The organism is Marinactinospora thermotolerans DSM 45154 (genome assembly GCF_900167435.1).
GTDB lineage: Bacteria > Actinomycetota > Actinomycetes > Streptosporangiales > Streptosporangiaceae > Marinactinospora > Marinactinospora thermotolerans.
On sequence record NZ_FUWS01000008.1, the window covers coordinates 260535 to 286857 of the forward strand.

At 71.6% G+C, this 26323-nt stretch carries 23 protein-coding genes; 11 read left to right on the forward strand and 12 right to left on the reverse strand.

Annotated features, from left to right (window positions below; genetic code table 11):
• Positions 1 to 258 precede the first annotated feature (258 nt).
• From B5D66_RS16065 to B5D66_RS16095, 7 genes are all read right to left on the reverse strand, one after another.
• Entirely contained in the window at positions 259 to 1017 is a 759-nt protein-coding gene (locus B5D66_RS16065) for a pyrimidine reductase family protein (protein WP_078762553.1), read from the reverse strand.
• A gap of 68 nt (positions 1018 to 1085) precedes the next feature.
• Positions 1086 to 3200, reverse strand: a complete 2115-nt coding sequence (gene glgX / locus B5D66_RS16070; protein ID WP_078762554.1) for a glycogen debranching protein GlgX — start codon at positions 3198 to 3200, stop codon at positions 1086 to 1088.
• 348 nt (positions 3201 to 3548) lie between these two features.
• The gene (locus B5D66_RS16075; RefSeq protein WP_078762555.1) at positions 3549 to 5183 is read right to left on the reverse strand and encodes an acyl-CoA dehydrogenase family protein; all 1635 of its coding nucleotides are present in this window, start codon (positions 5181 to 5183) and stop codon (positions 3549 to 3551) included.
• 151 nt (positions 5184 to 5334) lie between these two features.
• Positions 5335 to 6123 (reverse strand): sirohydrochlorin chelatase, encoded by a 789-nt coding sequence (locus B5D66_RS16080; RefSeq protein ID WP_078762556.1) that lies wholly within the window; start codon positions 6121 to 6123, stop codon positions 5335 to 5337.
• Positions 6105 to 6797, reverse strand: a complete 693-nt coding sequence (locus B5D66_RS16085) for a phosphoadenylyl-sulfate reductase (protein WP_078762557.1) — start codon at positions 6795 to 6797, stop codon at positions 6105 to 6107. The genes B5D66_RS16080 and B5D66_RS16085 overlap by 19 nt, the downstream gene beginning before the upstream one ends.
• The gene (locus B5D66_RS16090) at positions 6794 to 6994 is read right to left on the reverse strand and encodes a hypothetical protein (RefSeq protein WP_078762558.1); all 201 of its coding nucleotides are present in this window, start codon (positions 6992 to 6994) and stop codon (positions 6794 to 6796) included. The genes B5D66_RS16085 and B5D66_RS16090 overlap by 4 nt, the downstream gene beginning before the upstream one ends.
• Positions 6991 to 8676: a nitrite/sulfite reductase gene (locus tag B5D66_RS16095; RefSeq protein WP_078762559.1), complete on the reverse strand. Its 1686-nt coding sequence runs from the start codon at positions 8674 to 8676 to the stop codon at positions 6991 to 6993. The genes B5D66_RS16090 and B5D66_RS16095 overlap by 4 nt, the downstream gene beginning before the upstream one ends.
• Positions 8677 to 9115: 439 nt before the next feature.
• On the opposite strand from B5D66_RS16095, the gene B5D66_RS16100 reads away from it, so the two are divergent.
• Both B5D66_RS16100 and B5D66_RS16105 read left to right on the forward strand, forming a co-directional pair.
• Entirely contained in the window at positions 9116 to 10303 is a 1188-nt protein-coding gene (locus B5D66_RS16100; protein WP_078762560.1) for a YihY/virulence factor BrkB family protein, read from the forward strand.
• A gap of 113 nt (positions 10304 to 10416) precedes the next feature.
• Positions 10417 to 11154, forward strand: coding sequence for an HNH endonuclease family protein (locus B5D66_RS16105; RefSeq protein ID WP_078762561.1), 738 nt, complete (start codon positions 10417 to 10419; stop codon positions 11152 to 11154).
• Between the two features lie 55 nt (positions 11155 to 11209).
• Here the strand turns inward: B5D66_RS16105 and B5D66_RS16110 are convergent, their stop codons facing one another.
• Positions 11210 to 12430 (reverse strand): MFS transporter, encoded by a 1221-nt coding sequence (locus B5D66_RS16110; protein ID WP_078762562.1) that lies wholly within the window; start codon positions 12428 to 12430, stop codon positions 11210 to 11212.
• A gap of 284 nt (positions 12431 to 12714) precedes the next feature.
• Here B5D66_RS16110 and B5D66_RS16115 point away from each other — a divergent pair, with 284 nt between their 5' ends.
• Positions 12715 to 13293, forward strand: a complete 579-nt coding sequence (locus tag B5D66_RS16115) for a GNAT family N-acetyltransferase (protein WP_078762563.1) — start codon at positions 12715 to 12717, stop codon at positions 13291 to 13293.
• Positions 13294 to 13422: 129 nt separating this feature from the next.
• Positions 13423 to 14727: a phosphoribosyltransferase family protein gene (locus tag B5D66_RS16120; RefSeq protein WP_078762564.1), complete on the forward strand. Its 1305-nt coding sequence runs from the start codon at positions 13423 to 13425 to the stop codon at positions 14725 to 14727.
• Positions 14728 to 14982: 255 nt separating this feature from the next.
• Here the strand turns inward: B5D66_RS16120 and B5D66_RS16125 are convergent, their stop codons facing one another.
• The 3 genes from B5D66_RS16125 to B5D66_RS16135 all read right to left on the reverse strand — a co-directional run bounded on the left by B5D66_RS16125 (position 14983) and on the right by B5D66_RS16135 (position 16750).
• Positions 14983 to 15282, reverse strand: coding sequence for a WhiB family transcriptional regulator (locus B5D66_RS16125; RefSeq protein WP_123201111.1), 300 nt, complete (start codon positions 15280 to 15282; stop codon positions 14983 to 14985).
• Positions 15283 to 15774: 492 nt separating this feature from the next.
• A complete protein-coding gene (locus tag B5D66_RS16130) occupies positions 15775 to 16428 on the reverse strand; it encodes an MBL fold metallo-hydrolase (protein WP_078762599.1) in 654 nt (217 codons plus the stop codon).
• 94 nt (positions 16429 to 16522) lie between these two features.
• Positions 16523 to 16750 carry a hypothetical protein gene (locus B5D66_RS16135; protein WP_078762565.1) on the reverse strand — a complete coding sequence of 76 codons (228 nt, stop codon included), beginning with the start codon at positions 16748 to 16750 and terminating at the stop codon, positions 16523 to 16525.
• A gap of 292 nt (positions 16751 to 17042) precedes the next feature.
• Between B5D66_RS16135 and B5D66_RS16140 the strand changes: the two genes are divergently transcribed.
• The 6 genes from B5D66_RS16140 to B5D66_RS16165 all read left to right on the forward strand — a co-directional run bounded on the left by B5D66_RS16140 (position 17043) and on the right by B5D66_RS16165 (position 24060).
• Positions 17043 to 17450: a YccF domain-containing protein gene (locus B5D66_RS16140; protein WP_078762566.1), complete on the forward strand. Its 408-nt coding sequence runs from the start codon at positions 17043 to 17045 to the stop codon at positions 17448 to 17450.
• Between the two features lie 190 nt (positions 17451 to 17640).
• Entirely contained in the window at positions 17641 to 18840 is a 1200-nt protein-coding gene (locus B5D66_RS16145; protein ID WP_394330062.1) for an AI-2E family transporter, read from the forward strand.
• A 232-nt stretch (positions 18841 to 19072) separates the two neighbouring features.
• The gene (locus B5D66_RS16150) at positions 19073 to 20671 is read left to right on the forward strand and encodes an ABC-F family ATP-binding cassette domain-containing protein (protein ID WP_078762568.1); all 1599 of its coding nucleotides are present in this window, start codon (positions 19073 to 19075) and stop codon (positions 20669 to 20671) included.
• Between the two features lie 192 nt (positions 20672 to 20863).
• The gene (locus B5D66_RS16155; RefSeq protein WP_078762569.1) at positions 20864 to 21076 is read left to right on the forward strand and encodes a helix-turn-helix domain-containing protein; all 213 of its coding nucleotides are present in this window, start codon (positions 20864 to 20866) and stop codon (positions 21074 to 21076) included.
• Positions 21077 to 21268: 192 nt separating this feature from the next.
• A complete protein-coding gene (locus B5D66_RS16160) occupies positions 21269 to 22078 on the forward strand; it encodes an enoyl-CoA hydratase/isomerase family protein (protein ID WP_078762570.1) in 810 nt (269 codons plus the stop codon).
• A gap of 332 nt (positions 22079 to 22410) precedes the next feature.
• Positions 22411 to 24060, forward strand: coding sequence for a DEAD/DEAH box helicase (locus tag B5D66_RS16165; RefSeq protein ID WP_078762571.1), 1650 nt, complete (start codon positions 22411 to 22413; stop codon positions 24058 to 24060).
• 91 nt (positions 24061 to 24151) lie between these two features.
• Here the strand turns inward: B5D66_RS16165 and B5D66_RS25775 are convergent, their stop codons facing one another.
• Positions 24152 to 24499 (reverse strand): HGxxPAAW family protein, encoded by a 348-nt coding sequence (locus B5D66_RS25775; RefSeq protein WP_200813667.1) that lies wholly within the window; start codon positions 24497 to 24499, stop codon positions 24152 to 24154.
• Positions 24500 to 24640: 141 nt separating this feature from the next.
• Here B5D66_RS25775 and B5D66_RS16175 point away from each other — a divergent pair.
• The coding region (locus tag B5D66_RS16175; RefSeq protein WP_078762572.1) for an ABC transporter ATP-binding protein at positions 24641 to 26323 on the forward strand (1683 nt) is incomplete at its 3' end.

The window sequence follows — 26323 nt, forward strand, 5'->3', positions numbered from 1 at the left end:
CCTTCGCGTGGTGGGACCTCCCTGCGTCGGCGTGGTGTCCTGAGGGGGTGCCACCCCGCGGCGGGCGGTGGGCCGCTTCCTGCCCACCCCGTCATGGCGGACGTCGCCATCGCTCTCTTACACAGCGGGTATGTCCGGTTGACCGTTGCTTTATGCGTGATTGTTACTCATCCGAATTCGGATATCTCTGGGAGGTTAATTGCTGCCTGTTCCGTAACCCGTCAAAAGTCCGGTTTGAGGATGACCTGAACGTGGTCGTCATTCACGCGTGTAGCGCGCGAACAGGGCGCCCTCGGCCTCCAGAAGGTGTTCCAGGCGCAGCAGCCGGGTGTGAGAGGGCGCGTCCCCGGCGACGATGCGCGCCGCGGACGGCCCCACCAGGTGGGGGCTCACCGTCAAGCACAGCTCGTCCACGGCGTCGGCCGCCGACAGCTCCGCCAGCAGGTGCGGCCCTCCCTCGGTGAGGACCCGGTACAGGCCGCGCTCGGCGAGCGCGGAGAGGATCGCCCCCGGCTCGACCCGATCCCCGCCGGCCACCACCAGGTCGGCGTGCTCGGCGGCCCAGGCCCGCCGTTCGGCCGGCGCCGACTCGGTGGTGAACACGATCGTGCGGGACTGCGGGGGCGCCTTGGTCAACAGGTCCGGATGGAGCTCCAACGTGCGGGTCACCACGGCGATCGGCGGGGTGGCCGGACGGCCGGCCCGCAGCTGGGACCACACCTCACGCGGACGCACCGGCCGGTAGCCCTCGATCCGGGCGGTCGCGGCCCCGGCCAGGACGACGTCGGCCAGCCCGCGGAGCACGCCCATCACCGCGCGGTCGGCGGGCGAGGACAGCTCGGCGGTCCGCCCCGACGCGCCCCAGGCGCCGCCGTCGGCGCTGGAGACCATGTTCGCGCGCACCCAGGGGCGGCCCATTCCCTCGGGATAGGCGTAGACCGTCGCCAGGTCGACCTCGCCGCCGGGGGTGGGCAGCAGACGGGAGAACCGGGGGGGCGTGGTGTCGGTAGGGCTCATGTCCACCGAGGGTAGCGGTGGGCCTCGCGGCGGTCCGGGGAACCCCGCGGCGCGCCGGCCGGGTCGGTTCAGCGCCCCGCGTGGGACACCCGCCGCAACAGCACCAGGGCCCGGTCGATGACGCGCAGCCGGCCCGAGGCCGCGAGGAGGGGACGGTCCTGGACGTCGGGTTCGGCGGTGTCCAGCACGGTCTCCCAGGTGGTGCCGTACTCCCTGCCAGGGATCGCGAAGTCGACGGCCCGGTCGCCGGCGTTGAGCAGCAGCAGGAAGGAGTCGTCGCGCACGGTCCGGCCACGCGGATCGGGTTCGGTGATGGCGTCGCCGTTGAGGAACACCCCCAGCTCGCGCCCGCCACGGCCCCAGTCGGCGTCCTCCATCAGCGAGCCGTCGGGCCGCAGCCAGGCGATGTCGCGCTGCTCCCCCTCGCGCGGCGGCCGTCCCTGGAAGAACCTGCGGCGCCGGAACACCGGATGCTCGCGGCGCAGCTTGGCCAGCCCGCGGACGAACTCCAGCAGCTCCTCCTCCTTGCGGGCGGCCTTCCAGTCGATCCAGGAGACCTCGTTGTCCTGGCAGTAGGCGTTGTTGTTGCCGGCCTGGGTGCGGCCGATCTCGTCTCCGTGCAGCAGCATCGGCACCCCCTGGGACAGCATGAGGGTGGCCAGGATGTTGCGGACCTGGCGACGGCGCAGGGTCACCACCGCCGGGTCGTCGGTGGGCCCCTCGACGCCGTGGTTCCACGACCGGTTGTCGTCGCTGCCGTCGCGGTTGTCCTCGCCGTTGGCGAGGTTGTGCTTGTCGTTGTAGGAGACGAGGTCGGCGAGGGTGAAACCGTCGTGGCAGGTGACGAAGTTGATCGAGGCGACCGGCCGGCGTCCGTCGTCCTGGTACAGGTCGCTGGAGCCGGTCAGGCGCGACCCCAGTTCGGGCAGGACCGGGTGGCCGCGCCAGAAGTCGCGGACGGTGTCGCGGTACTTGCCGTTCCACTCCGTCCACAGCGGGGGGAAGTTGCCCACCTGGTAGCCGCCGGGCCCCACGTCCCAGGGCTCGGCGATCAGCTTGACCTGTGAGATCACCGGGTCCTGCTGCACGATGTCGAAGAACGTGCTCAGCCGGTCGACGTCGTGGAACTCCCGGGCCAGCGCCGAGGCCAGGTCGAACCGGAACCCGTCGACGTGCATCTCCAGCACCCAGTAGCGCAGCGAGTCCATGATGAGCTGCAACGAGTGCGGGTGGCGCACGTTGAGGCTGTTGCCGCAGCCGGTGTAGTCGAGGTAGTAGCGCCGGTCGTCGTCGCGTACGCGGTAGTAGGTGAGGTTGTCGATGCCGCGCAGGGACAGGGTCGGTCCCATGTGGTCGCCCTCGGCGGTGTGGTTGTAGACGACGTCGAGGATCACCTCGATGCCGGCCTCGTGCAGCGCCTTGACCATCGCCTTGAACTCCTGCACCTGCTCGCCGCGGGAACCGGTCGCGGCGTACCCGCTGTGCGGCGCGAGGAAGGCCAGGGTGTTGTACCCCCAGTAGTTGGTCAGGCCGCGGGCGACCAGGGCGTGCTCGGGGACGAAGTGGTGGACCGGCATCAGTTCCACCGCGGTCACGCCCAACGTGGTGAGGTAGTCGACCATGACCGGGTGGGCGAGCCCGGCGTAGGTCCCGCGCAGCCGTTCGGGGATGTCGGGGTGGCGCATGGTCAGTCCGCGCACGTGCGCCTCGTAGACCACCGTCTCGTGGTAGGGGATGTTGGGCCGGTTCTCGTTGCCCCAGTCGAAGAAGGGGCTGACCACCACGCACTTGGGCACGAACGGCGCGGAGTCGCGGTCGTTGCGCCGCGAGGGGTCGTCGAAGTGGTAGCCGAACAGCGACTCGTGCCACGACAGGGTTCCGTCGATGGCCTTGGCGTAGGGATCGACGAGCAGCTTGTTGGGGTTGCAGCGCAGCCCCGCGGCGGGGTCGTAGGGACCGTGCACCCGGTAGCCGTAGCGCTGCCCCGGGCCGACGCCGGGAAGGTAGCCGTGCCAGACGAACCCGTCGTTCTCGGTCAGGGGGACGCGGGTCTGGGCTCCGTGGTCGTCGAACAGGCACAACTCGACTCGGTGCGCGGCCTCGGAGAACAGGGAGAAGTTGGTTCCGGAGCCGTCGTAGGTGGCTCCGAGCGGGTACGGGGTTCCGGGCCAGACGTCCACCATGTGCGTCGCTATCTCTTTCTCAGGCCTCCGTGATGAGGAGGTTCTTCCGTCATCGCCGGGGGAGTATGCCGGTTTGCGTGCGATCGACACCGGATCGTGCCTGGCTTTGCTGGTCATCCCCTGTCTCCGCCCCTCCGGTGACCCTGAGTGACGGTTTCGATACCCCTGATCGGACGCGCCGAATCCGAAAAGGAGGGGGACGGAGGGCGGATGGGGAGGGAGGCGTGACGGCCCGCCCTGCGCTTCGCCGGGGGGAGCGGAGGGCGGCCGTCGCGCCTTGTGGTCCGGCCGGGGCGGGAGGGAGCCCCCTCCCGCCGTCCCTCTCACCCGCCTCTCAGGTCGGTACGCCTAGGCCCGGGGACGGGCGCGTTCGATGATGGCCGCGACGTCGGTGCCGCGCGGCAACGTGCCGAAGACGTGGCCCCACTCCCCGGCCAGGCGCGAGCCGACGAAGGCGTCGGCCACGGCGGCGGGGGCGTGCCGTACCAGCAGCGCGCCCTGGAGACACAGCACCATCGACTGGACGACCGCGCGAGCGCGGTACTCGGCGGCCTCCAGGTCCGACAGCTCGGCGTGCAGCCGTTTGACGGCCGCGTCGAGACGGGCGTCGGCGCCCTCCGCGGCGGCCAGTTCGGACAGGAACGCCTCCAGGCTGTGCGGCTCGCGGGCCATCGCGCGCAGCACGTCCAGTGCCGCGACATTGCCCGACCCCTCCCAGATCGAGTTGAGCGGCGACTCGCGGAACAGCCGGGGCATGCCGGACTCCTCGACGTAGCCGTTGCCGCCCAGGCATTCCAGCGCCTCGGCCGCGTGCGCGGGGTGACGCTTGGTGACCCAGAACTTGCCCGCGGCCACCGCCAGCCGGCGGAACGCGGCCTCCTCACTGTCGCCGAGGATCGCCCGGTCGGCGGCTCCGGCCAGGCGCAGCATCAGCGTGGTCGCCGCCTCCGACTCCAGGGCCAGGTCGGCCAGCACGTTGCGCATCAGCGGCTGGTCGACGAGGGCGGCCCCGAACGCCCGGCGCCCGCGCGCGTGGTGCAGTGCCTGCACCAGCCCGGCCCGCATTCCCGCCGCCGAACCGATCACGCAGTCCAGGCGGGTGCCGTTGACCATCTCGATGATCGTGCGCACGCCTCGTCCGGGTTCACCCACGAGCCAGCCGAGCGCGCCGTCGTACTCCAGCTCCGCCGAGGCGTTGGACCGGTTGCCCAGTTTGTCCTTGAGGCGTTGGATGGACAACGAGTTGCGGGTGCCGTCCTCCAGCACGCGCGGCACCAGGAAACACGACAGCCCCTCGGGGGTCTGGGCCAGGGTGAGGAACAGGTCCCCCATGGGAGCGCTGGTGAACCACTTGTGGCCGGTGAGCCGGTAGGCCCCGTCGGGGCCGCCGGCGACGGCGCGGGTGGTGTTGGCGCGCACGTCGGATCCGCCCTGCTTCTCCGTCATCGACATTCCGGCGAGCAGGCCCCGTTTGCCCAGCGGCGGGCGCAGCCCGAAGTCGTACTCGCGGGAGGTGAGCAGCGGTTCGTAGCGGGCCGCCAGTTCGGGGGCGTGGCGAAGCGCCGGGACCGCGGCGTAGGTCATCGATATCGGGCACCCGTGGCCGGCCTCCACCTGCGACCACACGTAGAACTTCGCCGCGCGCGCCACGTGGGCGCCGGTCCGCTCGTCGGCCCAGGGGGCGGCGTGCAGGCCGTGGGTGACGGCGGTGTCGACGAGCACGTGCCAGGCGGGGTGGAAGTCGACCTCGTCGACGCGGTGACCGTAGCGGTCGTGGGTGCGCAGCACCGGTTCGTTGACGTTGGCCTGTTCGGCCCAGGCCTGCGCGGCGGCGCCGCCGGCCATCCGGCCCAACTCGTGGAGCTCCTCCATCGCCCATCCGGCGCCCTCGCGCCGCACTCCTTCGAGCAGCGCGGGCTCGGCGGCGACGTCGTGGCCCTCCAGCGGTGAGGGCTGGTTGAACACTTCATGTGTGGCGGGCATGGGACCCTCCTCGGGGGCGAGCGGACGGATCGCCTCAGCGTAACCGGCACTCCGCCCGCGACCGAACCGGATTCGGTAGGAGACGTCCCCCCTGACGCCGCGGGCACCCGCCCCCCAGGGAACGGGTGCCCGCGGCGGCGCGCTCGGACTCCTAGGGGACCACCGCCCCCTCGTCCGGAACCCGATGCAGCGCCTCGTCGTAGCGGTGCAGCGCGACCCGGGCGACCTCGGGGGCGTCGCCGAGCGCCGCCGACACCGTGTCGGCGCCCGCGGCCAGGGACTGCTCGGCGACCAGGTCGCCGAAGTACCCCGGTGCGAGCAGGTAGGTGGCGACCACGATCCGGGGCGCACCCTGCGCGCGCAACCGCGCCACGGCCTCGCCCGGCGTGGGCGAGGCCGCCGAGGCGTGGGCCGCGACCACGCGGAGCCACGGTCCGCGCTCCGCCAACGTCTGCGCCGCCCGGGTGATCACGGCGTTGGCGGTGGCGTCACTGGAGCCCGCCGAGGCGAGGACCAGCGCGGTGTCGGGCGCCGCGGTGACGCCGGCCTCCGCCAGCCGCCGCTCGACCGCCTCCAGCAGCAACGGGTGCGGTCCCAGCGTGGCGGCGTAGCCGAGGCGCAGCCACGGCCAGGCCGCCCGCGCCGCGGCCAGCTCCCGCGGTAGGTCGACCTTGCTGTGATAGGCCGCGGTGAGCAGCGCGGGCAGCACGACGGCCGCCCCCGCGCCCTCGGCGGCCAGCGAGGCCACGGCCGCGCGCGGGTCCGGCGCGACATGGTCGAGGTAGGCCACGCGCACGTCCAGGCCCGGGCGCAGCCGGCGCACCCGCGCGAACAGCGCCTCGACGGCGCGCGAGGAGCGCGCGTCCCTGCTGCCGTGGGCCACCGCGACCAGCGGCGGGCCCTGGGCGTGTCCCGCCGCGCTCACAGGTGGATTCCGCATTCGGTCTTGCCGGTGCCCGCCCAGCGTCCGCTGCGGGGGTCGGCGCCCGCCTCCACCCGCCGGGTGCACGGCGCGCAGCCGATCGACGGGTACCCGTCGTACTGCAACGGGTTGACCATGACGCCGTGCTCGGCCATGTAGGCGTCCACGTCGGCCTGGGTCCACCGCGCGATGGGGTTGACCTTGACCATCTGGCGGCGGGCGTCCCACTGCACCACGCCGATGTCGCGCCGGGTGACCGCCTCGTCCCGGCGCAGCCCGCTCAGCCAGGCGTCGTAGGGCTCCAGGGCGCGTTGCAGCGGCTCGACCTTGCGCAGGTAGCAGCAGATGTTGGGGTTGCGGCCGTGCAGCCGGGGACCGAGGTCGCGGTCCTGCTCGGCGACGGTACGCCGGGGTTCGACGTTGATCAGGTTGATCGGGTAGACCGCCTCGACCGCGTCACGGGTGCCGATCGTCTCGGCGAAGTGGTAACCGGTGTCGAGGAAGATGACGTCGATTCCGGGCACGACCTTGGACACCAGGTCGACCATGAGCGCGTCGGCCATCGACGAGGTCATGCACAGCCTGTCGCCGAAGGTGTCGGCGGCCCACTCGATGATCTCCTGCGCGCTGGCCTCCTCCAGCTCGGCCGCCGCGCGCGTGGCCAGGCTCTCGCCGTCCACTGTGACGTTCATGCGTTCCCACCCGTCTGTATGCCACCGGCCGGCCTGGCGGCGATGCCCTGTAGGCCGACGAACTTCACTCGAAAGACCCGCGCGCAGCCGCCGCAGGCCCACGCGGAACCCGCGCCCTTGTGCGCGTCGCCCTCGTGGGGCACCAGGTCCTCGTCCCCGCAGTAGGGGCAGTAGTAGGGAGCGGCGCGTTCGCTCACTTCAGATCCCCCTCGCCGGCGCGCGTCACCCACTGCGCGAACGCCTCGCCGTCCTCCTTCTGCTCCAGGTAGCGGCGCAGCACGCGCTCGACGTAGTCCGGCAGCTCCTCGGCGGTCGTCTTCAGGCCGCGGACCTTGCGGCCGAAGGCGGCGTTGAGCCCCATGCCGCCGCCCAGGTGCACCTGGTAGCCCTCGACCTGTTCGCCGGCGGCGTTGGTGACGAGCTGTCCTTTCAGCCCGATGTCGGCGACCTGGATGCGCGCGCAGGAGTTGGGGCAGCCGTTGAGGTTGATCGTGATCGGTTCGGGGAAGTCGGGCAGCCGCCGTTCGAGCTCCTCGATCAGGGTGGCGCCGCGCGCCTTGGTCTCCACGATCGCCAGCTTGCAGAACTCGATGCCGGTGCAGGCCATCGTCTGGCGGCGGAACGTGCCGGGGTTGACCTGGAGTCCCTCGGCCTCCAGGGCGGAGACGGCCGAGTCCACCCGCTCCTCGTCGATGTCGAGGATGACCAGCTTCTGGTCGGCCGTGGTGTGCACCCGGTCGGAACCGTGGGCCTCGGCGATGTCGGCGATGCGCGCCAGCGTGGTCCCCGAGACGCGGCCCACCTTCGGGGCGAAGCCCACGTAGTAGCGGCCGTCGCGCTGGCGGTGCACGCCCACGTGGTCGCGGCGCAGGCCGGGGTCGAGCTCGGGGGCGGGGCCGTCGGGCAGCGCGTAGCCCAGGTACTCCTTCTCCAGCACCTCGCGGAACTTCGCCGTCCCCCAGTCCTTGACCAGGAACTTGATCCGCGCGCGGTGGCGCAGCCGGCGGTAGCCGTAGTCGCGGAAGACCGAGCAGACCCCCGCCCAGACCTCGCTGACCTGATCGGGGCGGACGAAGACGCCGAGCCGCTGGGCGAACATCGGGTTCGTCGACAGGCCGCCACCGACGAACAGGTCGTATCCGGGTGTTCCGTCGGGTCCGATCACCCCGACGAAGGCGACGTCGTTGATCTCGTGGTTGACGCAGTGGACCGAGCAGCCGGCGATGGAGGTCTTGAACTTGCGCGGCAGGTTGGAGAAGAGGGGGCTGCCGATGTGCTCGTCGTAGATCTGCTGGATCTGCTCGCTGGCGTCGATGACCTCCTCTTCGGCGATCCCGGCGAGCGGACAGCCCAGGATGACGCGGGGGGTGTCACCGCACGCCTCGGTGGTGGACAGCCCGACGGCCTCCAGCTTCTCCCAGATCGCCGGGACGTCCTCGATGCGCACCCAGTGCAACTGGACGTTCTGCCGGTCGGTGATGTCGGCGGTGTCGCGACCGTAGGCCGTGGACACCTCGGCGATGGCGCGGAGCTGCGCGACGGTGAGCCGGCCGCCGTCGATGCGCACGCGCAGCATGAAGTAGCGGTCGTCGAGCTCCTCGGGCTCCAAGACGGCGGTCTTGCCGCCGTCGATGCCCGGGGCGCGTTGGGTGTACAGGCCGTACCAGCGGAACCGTCCGCGCAGGTCGGCGGGGTCGATCGAGTCGAATCCGGCGCGGGAGTAGATGTCGATGATGCGTTGACGGACGTTGAGGCCGTCGTCGTTCTTCTTGTTCTCTTCGTTCTTGTTGAGCGGTTCGCGGTAGCCGAGAGCCCATTGACCCTCGCCACGGCGCGGCCGTGAGGTCGTGGGGCTGGTCTTTGCGGATGCGGGAGGCATCGCGGGGTCCTCCGAGCGGGTCGCGGGGCGCGTCGGCCGACGCGCACCCCACCGGCCCCAGGATCCGCACCTCGTTGTGGCGGAGTCGGGGTCGTGCGAGGCGGAGGGCAACGTCGGCGCCGCATACGCCCCAGGGTGCGGGCGGGTGGAGACAGTGCGGCGGTGGAGTCAGCCGACGTTGCGACAGATGGCACTGCGGACCCGCAGAAAGTCCACGTGCCGGCGCACGCAGAGCATCGGGTCCAAAACAGTGGTCATGGTCTCGACAATGGCACGCGGAGGAATCCTTTGTCCAGGCGCGGGCCGTCCCGCCTGTCGGTGAAGCACATCACGTATAACCGGTAAAGTAAGTAGGAAATAGGGTCACGTTTTGTCATCGGAACCGGGAGGATCGACAGGTCGGACGCCGAGGCGGGAGCCGGCGGCTAGGTTGGACGGTGTGCGAGTTCTCGCGGAACGGGCCCGGCGCTATCTGGACGATCTGTGCATCCGTAACCCGCGGCTGGGCGCCGTGGTCTCCCTCGTCGCACGTACCGCGGCCTCTGCCTCCCGCACCCGGGTGGTCGGGCTGGCCGCCGAGTCGGCGTTCTTCTCGTTGCTGTCACTGCCCGCCCTGCTCCTCGGTCTGGTCGGCGCGCTCGGCCACCTCCGTCCGCTGCTGGGCGCCGAGACGGTCCTGGGGGTGCGCGAGTGGATCTTGGAGCTCGCCGCCACCGCGCTGACCACCGACACCGTCGACACCGTGGTCACCCCCCTCGTCGACGATTTCCTGGCCGGCGCGCAGGGCGGCGCGATCTCGGTGACGTTCCTGGTCTCCCTGTGGTCGGGGTCGCGCGCCATGAACGTGTTCATCGAGTCCATCACGATCGCCTACGGTCTGGAGGAACTGCGCGGCTACTTCCGCCAGCGCGCCCTGGCGTTCGTCGGCTACCTCGGCGGCCTGCTGTTCGCCCTGGTCGTGCTGCCCGCGATCGTGGCCGGGCCGGAGCTCGTCCGCGACCTGCTGCCGATGACCGCCGACCACCTCCACCTGGCCTACTGGCCCGGGGTCGTCGCGCTGTCCCTGCTGTGCCTGGTCGGGCTGTACACGCTGAGCGTTCCGGTGCGCACCCCCGTCTGGCGTCACCTGCCCGGCGCGGTGGTCGCCGTCCTGGTCCTGCTGGCGGGGTCGGTGCTGTTGCGCCTGTACCTCGACGCCTCCTTCGGCCAGGTCACCATCTACGGTTCGCTCGCGGCGCCGATCGCGATCCTGGCCTGGTTGTGGGTCATGGCCCTGGCCGTCCTCGTGGGGTCGTCCCTCAACGCCGAGATCGACGCGATGTGGCCCACCGAGACGACCGCGACGGCGCGCGCCGAGATCGCCGCCCGGCGGCACGCCCGCGCCGCGCGTCTGGTGGAGCGGCGCGAGAAGGCGTTGCAGAGCGTGGCCGGGGAGGAGGGCGAGGCCGACGTGGAACCCGCGCCCGAAAACGACCGCCCGGAGCGGGGCGAAACGGTCGCCGCCGCGGTCCCCACCGGCGAGGAGCAACGGCAGGAGGGCGAGGAGCAACGGCAGGAGGAGGAGCCGGCGGACGAGGGCGCCGAGACTCCCCCCTCGGGGCCGGTGGCCCGGGCCGGGGAGGGGTGAGAGCAGGAGCACCCTTCGGCGGCTACCGGAGGGAGCGCGGATCCGGCATGCTCATGATCATCGGCGCGTCCATCCCCGTCCCCGAGCCCGCGCCGTCGAGGTGAGTGACCATCATGGCCGTCCCGTCCCGTGACCGACGCTCCGGATGCCGACGACCGGCGGGGGTGGTCGCCGCGCTGGCCGTCGTCGTGGCCCTGGTCGGATTGGCGGCCCTGCTCACCGGACGGGATCCGCTCGGCCTGCTGCGCGACCTCGCCGGGGACGGGGGCGGACCCGCCTCCCCGGCCTCCCCGGCTCCGGGCTCCTCGGCCGAGGCGGAACGGGCGGCCGACCTCCTGGCCGCCATCCCCACCGCCGAGCCCGCCCCCCGGGGCGACTACGAACGCGAGGAGTTCGGCCACGGGTGGATCGACACCGACGGCAACGGCTGCTCCACCCGTAACGACATACTGGCGCGCGACCTCGACCAGGTGCGCACCGACGAGGAGTGCAAGGTCCTCGCGGGCGTGCTCGACGACCCCTACACCGGCGACCGCGTCGAGTTCACCAGCGAGGACCCCCAGCAGGTGCAGATCGACCACGTGGTCCCGCTGTCGCTGGCCTGGCGGATGGGAGCCGACGAGTGGGACCGGGAACGCCGGATCGAGTTCGCCAACGACCCCGACAACCTGGTCGCCGCCTACGGTCCGGCCAACCGGGAGAAGAGCGACTCCGGTCCCGGCGAGTGGCGCCCCCACGCCGACTACCAGTGCTCCTACGCCATCGCCTACATCGACGTCTCCCACCGCTATGACCTGCCGCTGGCGGCGCGGGACCACGCGGCGCTGGCGGACATGCTCGGCACCTGCTGAGCCCCGGCCGTCCGCGCCGGCGCCCGACCTCGCGCCCGGGGCGGCCCCGTGGGCCTCAGGCGGCGGCCCCGGTCGAGGTCCGGGGGCGTAGCGCCCCGGCCAGGGCCGCCCCGATGAGCGCCGCCAGGGGGATCGCGACCAACCCGACACGCAGCGAGGCGGAGTCGGCGACCAGTCCCACCAGGGGCGGGAAGCACAGGAAGCCGACACGCGCCAGCCAGGCCACGATGGTCACCCCGTCGCCGCTGCGCACCCCCGGGATCTCACCGGCCGCGGTGAGGGTCAACGGGAACAACGTCGCCACCCCCAGACCGGTCAGGCCGAAACCGGCGATCGTCGTCCAGGGGCTGGGGAACAGCAGCGCCGCCCCCAGCCCGGCCGCGGACAGCAGCAGTCCCGTGCGCGCGACCGCCACGGCCCCGAACCGGTCGGTCAGCCGGTCGCCGACGAGGCGTCCCACCGTCATCAACGCCTGGCACGCCACGAAGGGCAGGCCGGCCAGGAAGGCCGTGGCCATGAGCTCGTCGCGCATGTAGACCGCCCCCCAGGACGCCGCGGCGTCCTCGACCGCGGCCGACATCATCAACAGCACGCTCAAGGCGAGCAGGAGGCCGGCCGCGCGACGCAGCAGCCGCAGCACCTCGCCGGGGGCCGGGGCGTGCGAACCGTCGGAGCGTTCCGCGTGCTCGGGGCCGGGCAGCAGCATCCGCGCCGCCGTGAGGGAGAGAACGGCCAACAGGATCGCGACGCCGCCGAGGTGCGCGGGGAGCGGAACCCCCAGGCCGGCCATTGACGCTCCCAGCAGGCCGCCGCCCACCGCGCCCACGCTCCACACGGCGTGGAAGGTGTTGATGATCGACCGGCCGTAGCGGCGTTGCACCCGCAGCCCGTGGGAGTTCATCGCCGAGTCCATCCAGGCGTCCGCGCACCCCAGGCCGAACAGGGCCACGGCCAGGACCCCCCAGTTGGGGGCGAGGGCGACCAGCGGGAGCAGCAGGGCGCCGAGCAGGCCGGTGGCCACCGACACCCGCCCGCTGCCGAACCGGGCGATGAGCGGCCCGGCGAGCATGCCGGTCAGCAGCGCCCCCAGCGGCATCGCGGCGATCGCGGTGCCCAGCGCGACGTTGGAGAGTCCCAGGTCGTCCTTGATGGCGGGCAGCCACGGCACCACGTTGGTGTAGGTGAAGCCGTTGACCAGGAACAGCACGACGACGGCGGCGCGCGCCCGGCGCGCCACCGCGTCCGGCCGCGCGGGAGCCTGGGGGTGTGTGGACACCGGTTCCTCCTTCGGGTGGGGCCCCAGACGACGGTCGTCGCCTCCGTCGCGGAGCCCGGCGGGTCCGGCGGGGCCGGGACTCTCCGAACCCTAGAACACGGCGGCATCGCGTGAACGGGGGGAGCGAGGGCAAGCCGAAGGGGAGCCGGGCTTGCGTCACGTGTGTCGGGCGTCCTACATATGGTCCTTTCGGACCGCAACCCCGAGCCCTGGTGAACATCCCATCCGTCCGACCGACCCGGCGATCCCCGCTCACTCGCCCATGATGACCGGAGCCCCGACCGATGATCGATTCGAGCGCGCTGCGCGACAAACCGACGCTCACCGGTGACCTCGTCCGCCTCGTTCCGCTGGCGGAGGAGCACGCCGACGTCTTCTACGAGGCCACCCAGGATGCCGAGACCCGCCGTCTGACCGGCACCCACCGTGTCCTCACCCGGGAAGAGGCGCTGCGCTGGTGCGCCTCGCGGGCGCGTCGGACCGACCGGCTCGACCTCGCGATCATCGACCGGGCGCAGGGCCGTTACGTCGGCGAGCTGTCGTTGATGGACGTCGACGCCGACAACGAGAGCGCCGCCTACCGGATCGCGCTGTCGGCCATCCAGTTCACCGGTCGTGGCCTGGGGCGGGAGGCGACCAGACTGGTCCTGGACTACGCCTTCAGCCGGATCGGGCTGCACCGGGTCTGGCTGGAGGTCTACGCCTTCAACATGCGGGCGATCGCCGCCTACCGGGCCTGCGGCTTCGTGGTCGAGGGGCGGTTGCGTGACGCTCTGCTGTGGGAGGGGCGCCGCCATGACGCCTTGGTGATGGCCGCGCTGGAGGGCGACTTCCGCAAGGCGGAGGAGCGGGCCGGCCGGTGAGCCGGGCGGAGGGAATGGCCGTCTATGGTCGGCCCTGATGTAGATTTGCGGTTTTCCGGGGTTGCGGCGGTGGAACGAGGGGGTATGCCGGTAGGCACTCTTCACTGCCGAGTCAAGCGGTAGGTCGCCGTGAGTCCGCTTCCCGTTTCGCTTCCCTTCGCCGATCGAGCCGAGGCCGGGCGCCGGCTCGCCGAACGGGTGCGTGCCTTCGCGGTCACCGACCCGATCGTGGTGGCCCTGCCTCGCGGGGGCGTGCCCGTGGGCGCGGAGCTCGCCCGCCGGCTACGCGCCCCCTTGGACGTCCTGGTCGTGCGCAAGATCGGGCTTCCGGGCCACGCCGAACTGGGCGTCGGCGCGCTGGCCGAGGACGGCCATGTCTGTTTCGACGACTCCATGCTGGCCAGGCTGGGGGTCTCGCGCGAGCGCCTGGCCGAGACGGTGGCGGCGGAGCGGGCCGAACTCGCCCGCAGGCTGGAGGTCTACCGGGGGACGCGGTCGGCGCCGCGCCTTGCCGGACGTGACGTCATCGTCGTCGATGACGGGGTGGCCACCGGCGGGACGGCGCGCGCCGCGCTACGCATGGTGCGCCGCGCGCGCCCGGCCAGGTTGGTGCTCGCCGTTCCGGTGGCCTCGGGCACGGCGGTCGAGGCGCTGCGTCCAGAGGTCGACCAGCTCGTGGTCCTCACCGCCCCGGCGAACTTCCGCGCGGTGGGGGAGTGGTACCGGGATTTCCGCCAGCTCTCCGACGAGCACGTGACCACGTTGCTGGCGGAGCTGCGCGACCAGAGCGCCGAGAACGACTCCGAGCGCGCGGTCCGCATCCGGGCGGGGGAGGAGCACCTCGACGGGGACCTGGCGGTGCCCTCGGTCGTGCACGGCACGGTGGTCTTCGCCCTGGGGCACGGCCGCCACGATCCGCGGCATCGCACGGTCGCCGCGGCGCTGCGCCGGGCGGGGTATGCCACGCTGCTGTTGGACCTGCTCACCTCCCAGGAGTGGCGACGGGAGGAGGAGACGGGGGCCAGCGGGGTCGACACGCGCCGGTTGGGAGAGCGGTTGGCGGCGGCGGTGCGCTGGCTGCGCAGGTCGACCGATGCCGCCGACCGGCCGGTGGGGCTCGTCGGGTCGGGCTCCGGTGCGGCGGCGGCCCTGGTGGCGGCCGCGGAGCTGCCCGACGACGTCGGAGCGGTCCTGGCCCGCGACGGCCGTATCGACATGGCCGAGGACGCGCTGACGCGGGTGCGGGTCCCGGTCCTCGCGCTGGTCGAGGGGGAGGACTCCTTCGTCCGGGAGATCGCCGAATGGGCGATGGGCCGGCTCGCCGGTCCCCGGGAACTGCGGGTGGTCGCCGGCGCTGAGCAGCTGCTCAGCGGCCCCGAGGATTGGCAACGGGCCGCGGACTCCGCGGTGGAGTGGTTCGGTCGGCACCTGTGAGGCCGGGGTGGGAAACGCCGTGGCGCCCCGGCACGGGGCCGAGGCGCCACGGGAAGAACGCGGGAATCGCGCGGGACGGCCGAAACGGCCGGCCAGGGGAAGCCGTGAAGGCGGGGAACCGCCGGAGGGGTCCGGAGGTCCCGTGCCGTGCGACGGAACACGCGGATGACGGGGTCGCACGGAGGGGGCGGGACACGGGGCGTCGTGAGGACGCGCACCGTCACCGCCGCGATTCGCCCGGGGCGGGCGTCGGGATCAGGCTGCGTTGGCGCGGCGCATGCGGCGACGGCGCTCAGAAGCGCGCTCGTCTTCGTTCAGGCCGCCCCACGTGCCGTACTTCTCGGGACGCGAGATCGCGTAGTCGAGACATTCGGTACGAACAGGGCACTGAGCACAGATCTCCTTGGCCTTGCGCTCACGGATCTCCCGCTCGGGCTGGCGCTCGCCGTCCGGGCCGAAGAAGAGCACAAGGTCCTCGCCCCGGCACGCGGCGGCATCCTGCCACCCCCAGCTCGGGCGGGGGCGCAGCGTGGCCTGCCGGCGTACCTGAGACATGGTTGAACCACCTCTACTGAAATCGCTAGTAAGCTGTCAGAAGCTGAGTCACAAAACTGGTCATGCAGCGTGAGACGCCCAGCATGACGAAACGTCATGCCGTGCTTCGGTGTTCCCGGTGTGGTGGAGACCACGGCGGCGCAGATCCGCCGAAGCCGGCGGGCGCTCACGCGATAGGCCGCGGAGGCAGAAACGCTCTCCCTGCCGGCCGGTACGTAATCATGCCATCCCCACTCCCGATCGCGCACGGGGGGTGGGGAAATTACTCGCTCAACCGTTACCGAAAACCGGTTTGAACCGGTGGATGTGTGGCCATCTGTCCCGGTTTGCCACGGAATCGCAAGTACCGACGCGGGCGCCGGATATGGGACATCGTATGTCTGTTTTTGGTCTCTGGCCAGAGGTTCGGGTTGATAGCCGGGTCACACCAGCCCGGTAGCGCCGCCGGTCCAGGAGATGTGCGGTTCCCCTCGGCCCGGCGGCGACGAGCTGCTAAAGTTCGCGGCTCTCTCCCGGGGTCAGGCGCTCGTAGTTGCCCCCCGCCACCTCGGTCAGCGCCAGGTTCTTGGCGTAGACCCCCGCCCCCACCTCGTTGAGCAGGCCGTCATGGATCGCGACGGCCCGCTGCGGCGCCACCTCGCGCGCGTAGTCGATCAGCTCGCCGACCTTCATCCACGGCGCGTGCAACGGGAGGAGGAGCAGGGCGACCGGATCCTCCGGCACGGTCAGCGCGTCCCCGGGGTGGAACAGCGCGCCACCGGGGGCCTCGATCCGGAACCCCACGTTCGCCACGACCGGAATGTCGGGATGGATCACCGCGTGCCGCTCCCCGTAGACGTGGACGTCGAAGCCGGCCATGCGCGGGGTGTCGCCATGGACCACCTCGTGGACCCGCACGCCCCGCTCCGTCAACTCCGAGAGCCGCGCCGCCACGGAGGGGTGGGCGTAGATCTCCAGTTCCGGATTGTCGGTGGCGGCCGCGTACAGACGATCGGGATCGAAGTGGTCGGGGTGTTCGTGGGTGATGGCGATCGCGTCGGCGCCCGCCGCCGCGTCCGGCTCGCTGAACGTGCCCGGGTCGATGACGAGCGTCGCCCCGTCGCGTTCCAGGCGTACGCAGGAGTGCCCCAGTTTGGTGATACGCACGGTCGGTTCCTCGGTCCGGTCGATGGATGGAAGGTGTCCGGCGGACGCCTCGGCGTCCGCCCTCTCCCATGACACCTCTCCCCGCCGCGCGACCCTAACCCGCCGAGGGAGTGGTCTCCTCGCGGACGGGGGCGGGCCGGCGGTCCGCCGGCGCGGTGCGGGGACCCCGGCGCACCCGGCGGAGGAGTTCCTCCAGCGCCGCGACGTCGACGGAGTCGCGTGCCCCCCTGGCCTCCGCGGGCGGGAAGGGAGGGGCGGACGGGGTGGGGGTGACGGGGGTTCCGGCCGAAACGGGCAGGTGTGGTTCTCGCGTCTTGTCCACGGGACAGGGCCTCCCCTGACCGGCGAGACGCCACACCGAAGGGGGCGGGATTTTTGGTCCGTTGTTGCCCCTCGGCGGCCCGGCGCGTTGCCCTCACCACCCCCTAAGGGACGAGTTCGGGGGCGCGCACGGGAACGACGCCCGCCCACGCCCCGTCGTACTAGGTGGAGGCGAGGGCGGGCGCAAGCCCCCGCGGTCCACCCGGGGGCGGACAACGGCACAACGACGACATGCGCGCGAGGGGCGTACCGCCCGCGAACCTCACACGCGAGTACAGGGAAGGGTGGGGGAAATGGCCCTGCTGCGTTTCGTCCTCAACGTCATCTGGTTGTTCGTCGCCGGGTTCTGGCTGGCCGTGGGATACGCCTTCGCGGGTCTCATCTGCTGCATCCTGATCGTCACGATCCCGTTCGGCGTCGCCTCGTTCCGCATGGCCAACTACGCGCTGTGGCCCTTCGGGCGCGAGCTCGTCCGCCGCCCCGGCGCGGGAACCGGCAGCACGGTCGCCAACGTCATCTGGGTGATCGTCGCCGGATGGTGGCTGGTCCTGGGACACATCGTCACCGCGTTCGGCCTGGCGATCACGATCATCGGCATTCCCATGGCCTGGGCCTCCCTGAAGATGATCCCAGTGGCACTGGCCCCGTTCGGCAATGAGATCGTTGCCAGCGGCGAACGCCGCTCCGTCTGGCAGTTCTAGACTTCCCTTCCCGCCCGGTACGGCGTCGACCGCCGCCTTTGCTGAGCGACGTTGGACACGACCACCGGTGCGGGGATGAGACGGCGGTTGGTCAGGAAACGGAGTAGAGGGGCCGGAGTTGAGGGTGTTCCGACCGGGACAGCGGTGGATGTGGCGCAAGAGGACGGAGCCCGTCCGCGAAACCGGGCCGGTGGTGACGGAACAGGTCCCGCCGCCCGAACCCGGGGAGATGGAGGAGGACGACCTGCTGCGCCGGGTCAGCGACACGTCCTGGCGGATACTGGTCGTCGGCGTCGTCGCGGCCCTGCTGCTGTGGGCGGCCACCTACACCCGGGTCGTCACGCTGCCCATCGTGCTCGCCGTCTTCCTGACCGCGCTGCTCATGCCGGCCGCCAAATGGCTGCGCCGGCGGGGTCTGGGCCGTGGCCCCTCGACGACGATCACCTTCCTGGGCGCCATGATCGTGTTCGGCGGGGTGGTCACCCTCATCGTGCAGCCGGCGATCAACGGTGTCGGCGGCCTCCTCGACAGCCTCAACCAGGCGGTGGCCACCCTCCAGCGGCTCGCCGCCTCGCTGGGGCTGGACGAGCAGGTGGTCAACCAGCTGGTGCGCAGCGCCCAAGCCGAGCTCCAGCGCAACAGCGCCCAGTTGGTCAGCGGCGCCTGGGCCGGTGCCGTCGCCGTCGGCGAGGTCCTCATCGGGCTGGTGCTCACCCTGGTCCTCACCGTCTACTTCGTCCACTCCGGTGACAGGCTCATGGAGTGGGTGTGCGAACTGTTCCCGCAGCAGTCCCGCCGCGCCCTGCGCGTCGGGGGGCGGGTCACCTACGGGGTGATGGGGCGCTATGTCCGCGGCGTGGCGATCGTCGGGTTCATCGACGCGGTGGGCATCGGGCTCTTCCTCGTCTTCCTCATCGACATCCAGCTCGCGATCCCCCTCATCGTGCTGACGTTCATCGGCGCCTTCCTCCCGGTGGTGGGGGCCTTCCTCACCGGTCTGATCGCCGCGCTGGTGGCCTTCATCGACGCGGGGTGGGTGATCGCGCTCGTCGTGATCGGCGCCACCGTGCTGGTGCAGCAACTGGAGAGCCACATCTTCGCGCCGCGGATCTACGGGAAGGCGCTGGAGCTTCCTTCGGCGATCGTGCTGCTGGCCATCGCGGTGGGCTCCATCGTCGGTGGGATCGCCGGGGCCTTCCTGGCCACCCCGGTGGCCGCGGTCATCGCCGCCCTGCTGCGCAACCGCCCGTTCGCCGCCGCCGAGCGCGAGGCCGCCGAGGCGCGTCGGATCGCCACCGGCGGGATCGTCGCCACGGCCCCGCCCGGGCCCGAGCCGGCCCCGCCGTCTCCCGCCGCGCCGGTCGCCCCGCAGGAGGGCGGCACGGCCTGACCCGCGTCCCCTGTTGTTCCGCGCGTCCGCGCGGGAGGCGGTCCCTCCTCCCGCGCGGACGGGCAACCAGCAGAGCGGACGCGGCGGCCCCCACCGGAGGCTAGGCTGGGGGCGTGCGTGTGATTCCGGACTGACCACCCCGATGCCTCCGCGCCGCCCGCCGTCGCGGGCGTCGCTGCGGAGCCGTTCCCGACCGTCCCCACGCATGCCCTCGCAAGGAAGTCATAGCCTGATGCTCATCGCCTCCGACCTGGAGATCCGTGTCGGATCCCGCCTCCTGCTGGAGCCCACCTCCTTCCGCGTCGCCGCCGGCGACCGCATCGGCCTCGTCGGCCGCAACGGGGCGGGCAAGACCACCTTGACCAAGGTCCTGGCCGGCGCAGGTCTGCCCGCCAACGGACAGGTCACCACGAAGGGGACTGTCGGCTACCTGCCGCAGGACCCGCGCACTGGCGATCTCGACGTGATCGCCCGCGACCGGATTCTCGCCGCGCGCGGCATCGACGAGGTGTTGCGCCGCATGCGCGTCGCCGAAGAGAAGATGAGCAGCGACGTCCCCAAGATCCGGGACCAGGGGGTGCGGGCCTACGCCCGGGCCGAGGAGCGCCTGCACGTGCTGGGGGGATACGCGGCCGAGGCCGAGGCCGCCTCCATCGCCTCCAGCCTGGGGCTGCCCAACCGGATCCTCTCGCAGCCGCTGCACACGCTCTCGGGTGGTCAGCGCCGCCGGGTCGAGCTGGCCCGCATCCTCTTCAGCAACGCCGACACCCTCCTGCTCGACGAGCCCACCAACCACCTCGACGGCGACTCGATCGTGTGGCTGCGGGACTTCCTCAAGTCCCACCAGGGCGGTCTGATCGTCATCAGCCACGACGTCGAGCTTGTCGAGCACGTCGTCAACAAGGTCTTCTACCTCGACGCCAACCGCTGCGTCATCGACATCTACAACATGGGCTGGAAGGCCTACCAGGTCCAGCGCGAGGCCGATGAGCGGCGTCGGCGCCGGGAGCAGGCCAACGCCGAGAAGCAGGCGTCGGCGTTGCAGAAGCAGGCCGACCGGTTCCGGGCCAAGGCCACCAAGGCCAAGGCCGCCCAGCAGATGGAGCACCGGGCCGAGCGCATCCTGTCCTCGGTCGCCGGGCAGCGCCAGGTGGACCGGGTGGCCAAGCTGCGCTTCCCCGATCCCGCGCCGAGCGGTCGCACGCCCTTGATGGCCGAGGGATTGTCGAAGTCCTACGGGTCGTTGGAGATCTTCTCCGGCGTGGACCTCGCGATCGACCGGGGCAGCCGCGTCGTCATCCTCGGGCTCAACGGCGCCGGCAAGACGACCCTGCTGCGCCTCCTGGCGGGGGTCGAGAAGCCCGACACCGGTCGGGTGGTGCACGGCCACGGGCTGCGGCTGGGCTACTACGCCCAGGAGCACGAGACGCTCGACACCGAACGTTCGGTGCTGGAGAACATGATGAGCGCGGCGCCGGACCTGCCGGAGGTCGAGGCCCGCCGCACCCTGGGGTCCTTCCTGTTCACCGGCGACGACGTGGCCAAGCCGGCCGGGGTGCTGTCGGGTGGCGAGAAGACCCGTCTGGCCTTGGCCACGCTCGTGGTCTCCAGCGCCAACGTGCTGCTGCTGGACGAGCCGACCAACAACCTCGACCCCGCGAGCCGCGAGGAGATCCTCAGCGCCCTGCGCAACTACAAGGGCGCCATCGTGCTGGTCACCCACGACGAGGGCGCGGTCGACGCGCTCCAGCCCGAGAGGGTGATCCTGCTCCCCGATGGTGTCGAGGACGTCTGGAACGCCGACTTCACCGATCTCATCGCGCTGGCCTGAGTTCGCGGCCCGCCGTGACCGCGCGGCGGGCCGCTCGGAGAGCCACCCGGCCCCGATATAGGTACTGTCCGAAACCTCGTCTTCGGTTCGACACGCCTTCTTTTCCCCTCCCGGTGGGTAGCCAGCCGGCATGCCATGGCTGATCATGGGCAGCAATGTCGCTGCGGTCGACCGAGAGCACAGGAGGTACACGTGGCCGAGACCCTGAGAAAGGGCACCCGCGTGACGGGAACGGAGCGCTCCCAGCTCGCAGCCGAGCTGAAGAAGCGCTATGACGAGGGCGAGAGCATCCGTTCCCTGGCCGCCGCAACGGGACGTTCCTATGGTTTCGTGCACCGTCTGCTCACCGAGGCCGGAGTGAGCCTGCGCGGCCGTGGCGGAGCCACGCGGCGTAGCACCTCCTGAGGCCGTTCCGCGCGTCGCCGCTCTCGCGCGGCCGCCGGACCGCCCCGTGCCGCCGTGAGCAGGGTGCCGTCCGTATTCACCGCCGGACTCGCCCCCCGGTCATGGCAGGCGATTGCCGAAAGGCTACGGTGAGGCGGTCAAGTCGACCGAATCCGGCTCGGTGGTAGGGGCCGGTGTGCGGAGGTGTGCGAGGTGGAGGCGGCACTGCCGTCAGCCGAGGAGCTGACGGCCGCGGGGCTACGGCTGGAGATCCAGGGGGCGGTCGCGAAGGTCACGCTGGCGCGTCCTGAACGGCGTAACGCCATGACCGGACGGACCTGGACGACTCTGGCCCATATTGGCCATGGTCTGCCCGAATCTGTCCGTATTGTTGTCATAAGCGGAGATGGGTCGTCTTTCTCCTCGGGGATCGACCTCGCGATGTTCTCTCCCGAGGGCGTCCCCGGCGAGACCTCGCTCATGGCCAGGATCGCCGCGGGTGACGGCGACCGCTCCGAGATCGACGCGCTCATCGCCTCCTACCAGGCGGGCTACCTGTGGCTGCGCCGCCCCGACATCGTCTCCGTCGCCGCGGTGCGCGGCCATGCGATCGGTGCCGGTTTCCAGCTCGCCCTCGCCTGTGACCTGCGTGTCCTGGCCGATGACGCGCGGCTGTGCATGAAGGAGCCCGCCCTCGGGCTGGTGCCCGACCTCACCGGGACCAAGCCCCTGGTGGATCTGGTCGGGGTGAACCGCGCCATCGAACTGTGCCTGACCGCGCGCACCGTCTCCGCGGCCGAGGCCCGTGAGCTGCGCCTCGCCGAGCTCGTCGTCCCCGGGGACGAGCTGGAGGCGGCGGTCGCCGACCTGACGGCCGCGCTGCTGGCGGTCCCCGCCGAGGCGGCCACCGCCACCAAGGCCCTGCTCCTGGGGGCCACGGAGGCCGGCCTCGAAGAGCAGGCGGCGGCCGAGCGGGCCGCCCAGATCGACCGTCTCACCGCGTTGGCCCGCGCGGCGGGCTAGCGTCTCGCGCCCTGCCCGCGCTCGACGGCGGGCAGGGCGCGCAGAGGTGGCGGCCCCGCCGGTGTGTGCGGGATCACGGCGTTTCTCCCCCGGGGGAGCGGGGAATATCGGCCATCGCTTACCCGTTCTGATCGGATGTCTAGTACGCTCTTGGAGGCGGTCAATTCGTGCTGCGCGCATCCGGCGCGCCGGGCCGCCCAGCGCAGGGGGACGTCTTAGCTACCCCCCGAGTCGCATTATCCGGCGCGTTTGTGTGATTTCTTCGCGGTTTCCGCTGTGACCACGGAGCCTTCCTCGAAACGCCGCCGATCGATGAGGAAGGTTTACGTCACTTGACGGATACTGCCGTATGCCCGGTTTTTGGCGATCTCGGTCTTCCTGAGAAGGTCGTCACGAAACTGACGCAGAACGGGCTGACCACCCCGTTCCCGATCCAGGCCGCCACGATCCCCGACGCGCTCGCCGGCCGTGACGTCCTCGGCTGTGGCCGCACCGGTTCGGGAAAGACCCTGGCCTTCGGCCTGCCGGTCCTTGTCCGCGCCGCCGAGGAGCGGGCGGCGTCGCGCCGCCCGCGCGCCCTGGTGCTCGTCCCCACCCGTGAGCTCGCCCACCAGGTGCGCGACGCGCTGGAGCCCTACGCCCACACGCTCGGCGTCCGCGTCGGCGACGTCGTCGGCGGCAGCTCCTACACCCGTCAGATCAACGAGCTGCGCCGCGGTGTCGAGGTTCTCGTCGCCACGCCCGGCCGGCTCAGCGACCTGATCGAGCAGGGCGCCTGCGAGCTCTCCGACGTGGAGATCTCGGTGCTGGACGAGGCCGACCAGATGTGCGACATGGGCTTCATGCCCCAGGTCAGCGAGCTGCTCGACCAGGTGCGCCCCGGCGGTCAGACGCTGCTGTTCTCCGCGACCCTCGACGGGGACGTCGACAAGCTGGTCCGCCGCTACATGAACGACCCCAAGACCCACTCGGTCGACCCGCCGGTCTCGCAGGTCACGACCATGGAGCACCACCTCCTCAAGGTGCTGCCCCGCGACAAGAACATGATCGTGACCCAGATCGCCGCGCGCGAGGGCCGCACCATCCTGTTCGTGCGCAGCAAGCACCGGGCCGACACCATCAGCGAGCAGCTGGTCAACGCGGGCGTCCCGGCCGCCTCCCTGCACGGGGGCAAGACGCAGAGCGTCCGCACCAAGACCCTGGCCAAGTTCCGCGAGGGCCGCATCCGCGCCCTCGTCGCCACCGACGTCGCGGCCCGGGGCATCCACGTCGACGGCATCGACCTGGTGGTCAACGTCGACCTGCCCACCGCGCACAAGGACTACCTGCACCGCGGTGGTCGGACCGCCCGCGCCGGCGAGTCCGGCCGAGTGGTGTCCCTCGTCGCGCCCAACCAGCGCCGCCAGGCCCGCCGTCTGCTCATGGACGCCGGGGTGGACGCCAAGCAGCACCTGGTCAACCCGGGTGACGAGCTGCTCACCGAGGTCACCGGGGCCCGCGAGCCCTCCTGGGAGCCGTGGATCGAGCCGCCGGAGCCGGAGCGCCGTGGCGCCCGGGGCCGTCGTGGCGGGCCGCGCCGCAACGGTGGCGGCTACGGCGGTCGCCCGCGCGGTGAGCGCCGTCCCTACGGTGACCGCAGGGAGGGCGGCGGACGCGACCGCGACTTCGGTGGCGAGCGCCGCGACTTCGGCGGTGAGCGCCGCGACTTCGGCGGTGAGCGCCGTGAGTCGCACGGCCACCAGGGACGCCGTCCCTTCCGCGAGGACCGGTTCCGTGACGACCGTCCGCGGCGCGACGACCGTCCTTTCCGTGACGACCGTCCCTTCCGCGACGACCGTCCGCGGCGTGAGGACCGCCCGAACTGGCGTGGCGAGGACCGGCCCCGCGACGATCGGCCGGCCTGGCGCGGCGACGACCGTCGTGGCGGTCGCAAGCCCTACCGTGGCGGCGACCGCCGCCACCCGGGCGCCTCGCGCGCCTGATCGCTGAGACGACGATGGCCGCGTCCCCGATGGGGGCGCGGCCATCGTCGCGTTCGCCGCGGACCGTCGCGGTCCGGGCGGAGAACGCGGCTCAGCTCACTTCCTTCGGGTAGCCCCGGTTCTCGCGGTCCTCGCGGGGAGGGTTCCGCCAGCTCGGCTCGTCCAGCACCACGTCGTTTTGGATGCCCAGCAGGTAGGCCACCACGCCTCCCACGACGAACAGCGCGGTTCCCGCCCAGAACATCCACCACGTGGGCCCCAGGGTCAGCGCGACACCGGCCAGCACGAAGCCCGCCGTCATCACGCCCACCATGATCCAGGAGCGCCAGCGGCCACGGTGGGAGGAGTGCTTGACCAGCTTCCCGCCCTCGGGCTCGTTACCGAGCTTGCCCCGGTCGTCCGGCTTGCCGACCCTGCTCCGTTCGTCTGGTGTGTTCATGTGCCACCTCCTGTCCTGGCGCCCTTCCCCCGCCGGGGAGGGGGAAACCCGGGGCGGCGCGGCGTGGCGGGGGAAGAGCGTGGGGGAGGGGCGTGTTGACGATCATGTCGGCCGACCGCCTCGCCCCGGGGAGACGCGCCTATGCAGGGCAGCAGCGCCACGTGGAGCACCTTCCGCAGCTTCTCCCGCGACCGCGATGTGACAAAGGAGCGGCTGCGGCCGGGGACGATCCGCCGCATCGCGCGCTACGCGCGCCCCCACCTGCCCGCGCTGGTGGCCTTCCTCGTGTTGACCGCCCTGGGCGGCGGCATCGTCGTCGCCACGCCGCTGGTGATGAAGGCGCTCATCGACCAGGGCGTCATCCCCGGTGACGCCGACCTCGTGGTCGGGTTGGCGCTGGCCCTGGCCGGCCTGGCCCTGGTGGAGGCGGTGCTGACCCTGGCGCAACGCTGGCTGTCGGCGCGGATCGGCGAGGGGCTCATCTACGGGCTGCGCACCCAGGTGTTCGCGCACGTGCAGCGCATGCCCCTGGCGTTCTTCACCCGCACCCAGACGGGTTCGCTGATCAGCCGGCTCAACACCGACGTGATCGGCGCCCAGCGAGCGCTCACCACGACGCTGTCGTCGGTGGTCTCCAACGTCGTGAGCCTGGTCCTGGTCCTGGCCACCATGCTGGCGCTGTCGTGGCGGATCACCCTGATCGTCCTCGTCCTGGTCCCTCTGTTCATCGTTCCGGCCAAGGCGTTCGGCCGCCGTCTCGCGGGGATCACCCGCGAGCGGATGCGGCTGGACGCGGAGATGAGCTCGGTCATGACCGAGCGGTTCAACGTGGGCGGCGCGATGCTGGTCAAGCTCTACGGGCGCCCGGAGGAGGAGGCGGAGCGCTTCGCGGTCCGCGCCGCGCGGGTGCGCGACATCGGTGTCACCTCGGCGATGTACAGCAGGATCTTCTTCACCGGGTTGACGTTCATGGCGGCCCTGGCCACGGCGGTCGTCTACGGTGTCGGCGGCCTGCTCGCCATCGGCGACATCCTGGAGCTGGGCACGCTGGTCGCGTTGGCCACCCTGCTGACCCGCCTGTACGGGCCGTTGACGGCGCTGTCCAACGTCCACGTCGACGTGATGACCGCGCTGGTCAGCTTCGACCGGGTGTTCGAGGTCTTGGACCTGCGCCCGGCGATCACCGACCGTCCCGACGCGCGCCCCCTGCCCGAAGGCCCGCTGGACGTGGAGTTCGACCACGTCTTTTTCCGCTATCCCCGGTCGGCGGAGGTGTCGTTGGCCTCCCTGGAGTCGGTGTCGCGGACATCGGGGAAGGAGGAGGCCGACGGGGCGACGCCGCTGGTGCTCGATGACGTGTCGTTTTCGGCGGCGCCGGGGGAGATGGTGGCGTTGGTGGGGCCGTCGGGGGCGGGGAAGACCACGTTGACGCATCTGGTGACCCGGTTGTACGACCCGGTGGAGGGTGTGGTGCGCGTGGGCGGGGTGGACCTGCGTGAGGTGCGGGGCGCGTCGTTGCGTGAGCGGGTGGGCGTGGTCACCCAGGACGCCCACCTGTTCCATGACACGATCGGCGCGAACCTGCGCTATGCCCGGCCCGAGGCGGGGGATGAGGAGTTGCGCGCGGCGTTGCGGGCGGCGCGGTTGGGGCATCTGCTGGATGCGTTGCCCGATGGGTTGGACACGGTCGTGGGGGATCGCGGGTACCGGTTGTCGGGTGGGGAGAAGCAGCGTCTGGCGATCGCGCGGTTGTTGCTCAAGGCGCCTTCGGTGGTGGTGTTGGACGAGGCGACCGCGCATTTGGACGCCGAGTCCGAGGCCGCG

Excerpts from the sequence above, each read along its gene's own strand:
- B5D66_RS16080 (WP_078762556.1), bottom strand. The coding sequence starts at position 6,123 with ATGCGGAATCCACCTGTGAGCGCGGCGGGACACGCCCAGGGCCCGCCG.
- B5D66_RS16085 (WP_078762557.1), bottom strand. The coding sequence starts at position 6,797 with ATGAACGTCACAGTGGACGGCGAGAGCCTGGCCACGCGCGCGGCGGCC.
- B5D66_RS16095 (WP_078762559.1), bottom strand. The coding sequence starts at position 8,676 with ATGCCTCCCGCATCCGCAAAGACCAGCCCCACGACCTCACGGCCGCGC.
- B5D66_RS16105 (WP_078762561.1), top strand. The coding sequence starts at position 10,417 with ATGGCCGTCCCGTCCCGTGACCGACGCTCCGGATGCCGACGACCGGCG.
- B5D66_RS25775 (WP_200813667.1), bottom strand. The coding sequence starts at position 24,499 with ATGAACACACCAGACGAACGGAGCAGGGTCGGCAAGCCGGACGACCGG.
- glgX (WP_078762554.1), bottom strand. The coding sequence starts at position 3,200 with ATGGTGGACGTCTGGCCCGGAACCCCGTACCCGCTCGGAGCCACCTAC.
- B5D66_RS16125 (WP_123201111.1), bottom strand. The coding sequence starts at position 15,282 with ATGTCTCAGGTACGCCGGCAGGCCACGCTGCGCCCCCGCCCGAGCTGG.
- B5D66_RS16115 (WP_078762563.1), top strand. The coding sequence starts at position 12,715 with ATGATCGATTCGAGCGCGCTGCGCGACAAACCGACGCTCACCGGTGAC.
- B5D66_RS16150 (WP_078762568.1), top strand. The coding sequence starts at position 19,073 with ATGCTCATCGCCTCCGACCTGGAGATCCGTGTCGGATCCCGCCTCCTG.
- B5D66_RS16065 (WP_078762553.1), bottom strand. The coding sequence starts at position 1,017 with ATGAGCCCTACCGACACCACGCCCCCCCGGTTCTCCCGTCTGCTGCCC.
- B5D66_RS16140 (WP_078762566.1), top strand. The coding sequence starts at position 17,043 with ATGGCCCTGCTGCGTTTCGTCCTCAACGTCATCTGGTTGTTCGTCGCC.
- B5D66_RS16075 (WP_078762555.1), bottom strand. The coding sequence starts at position 5,183 with ATGCCCGCCACACATGAAGTGTTCAACCAGCCCTCACCGCTGGAGGGC.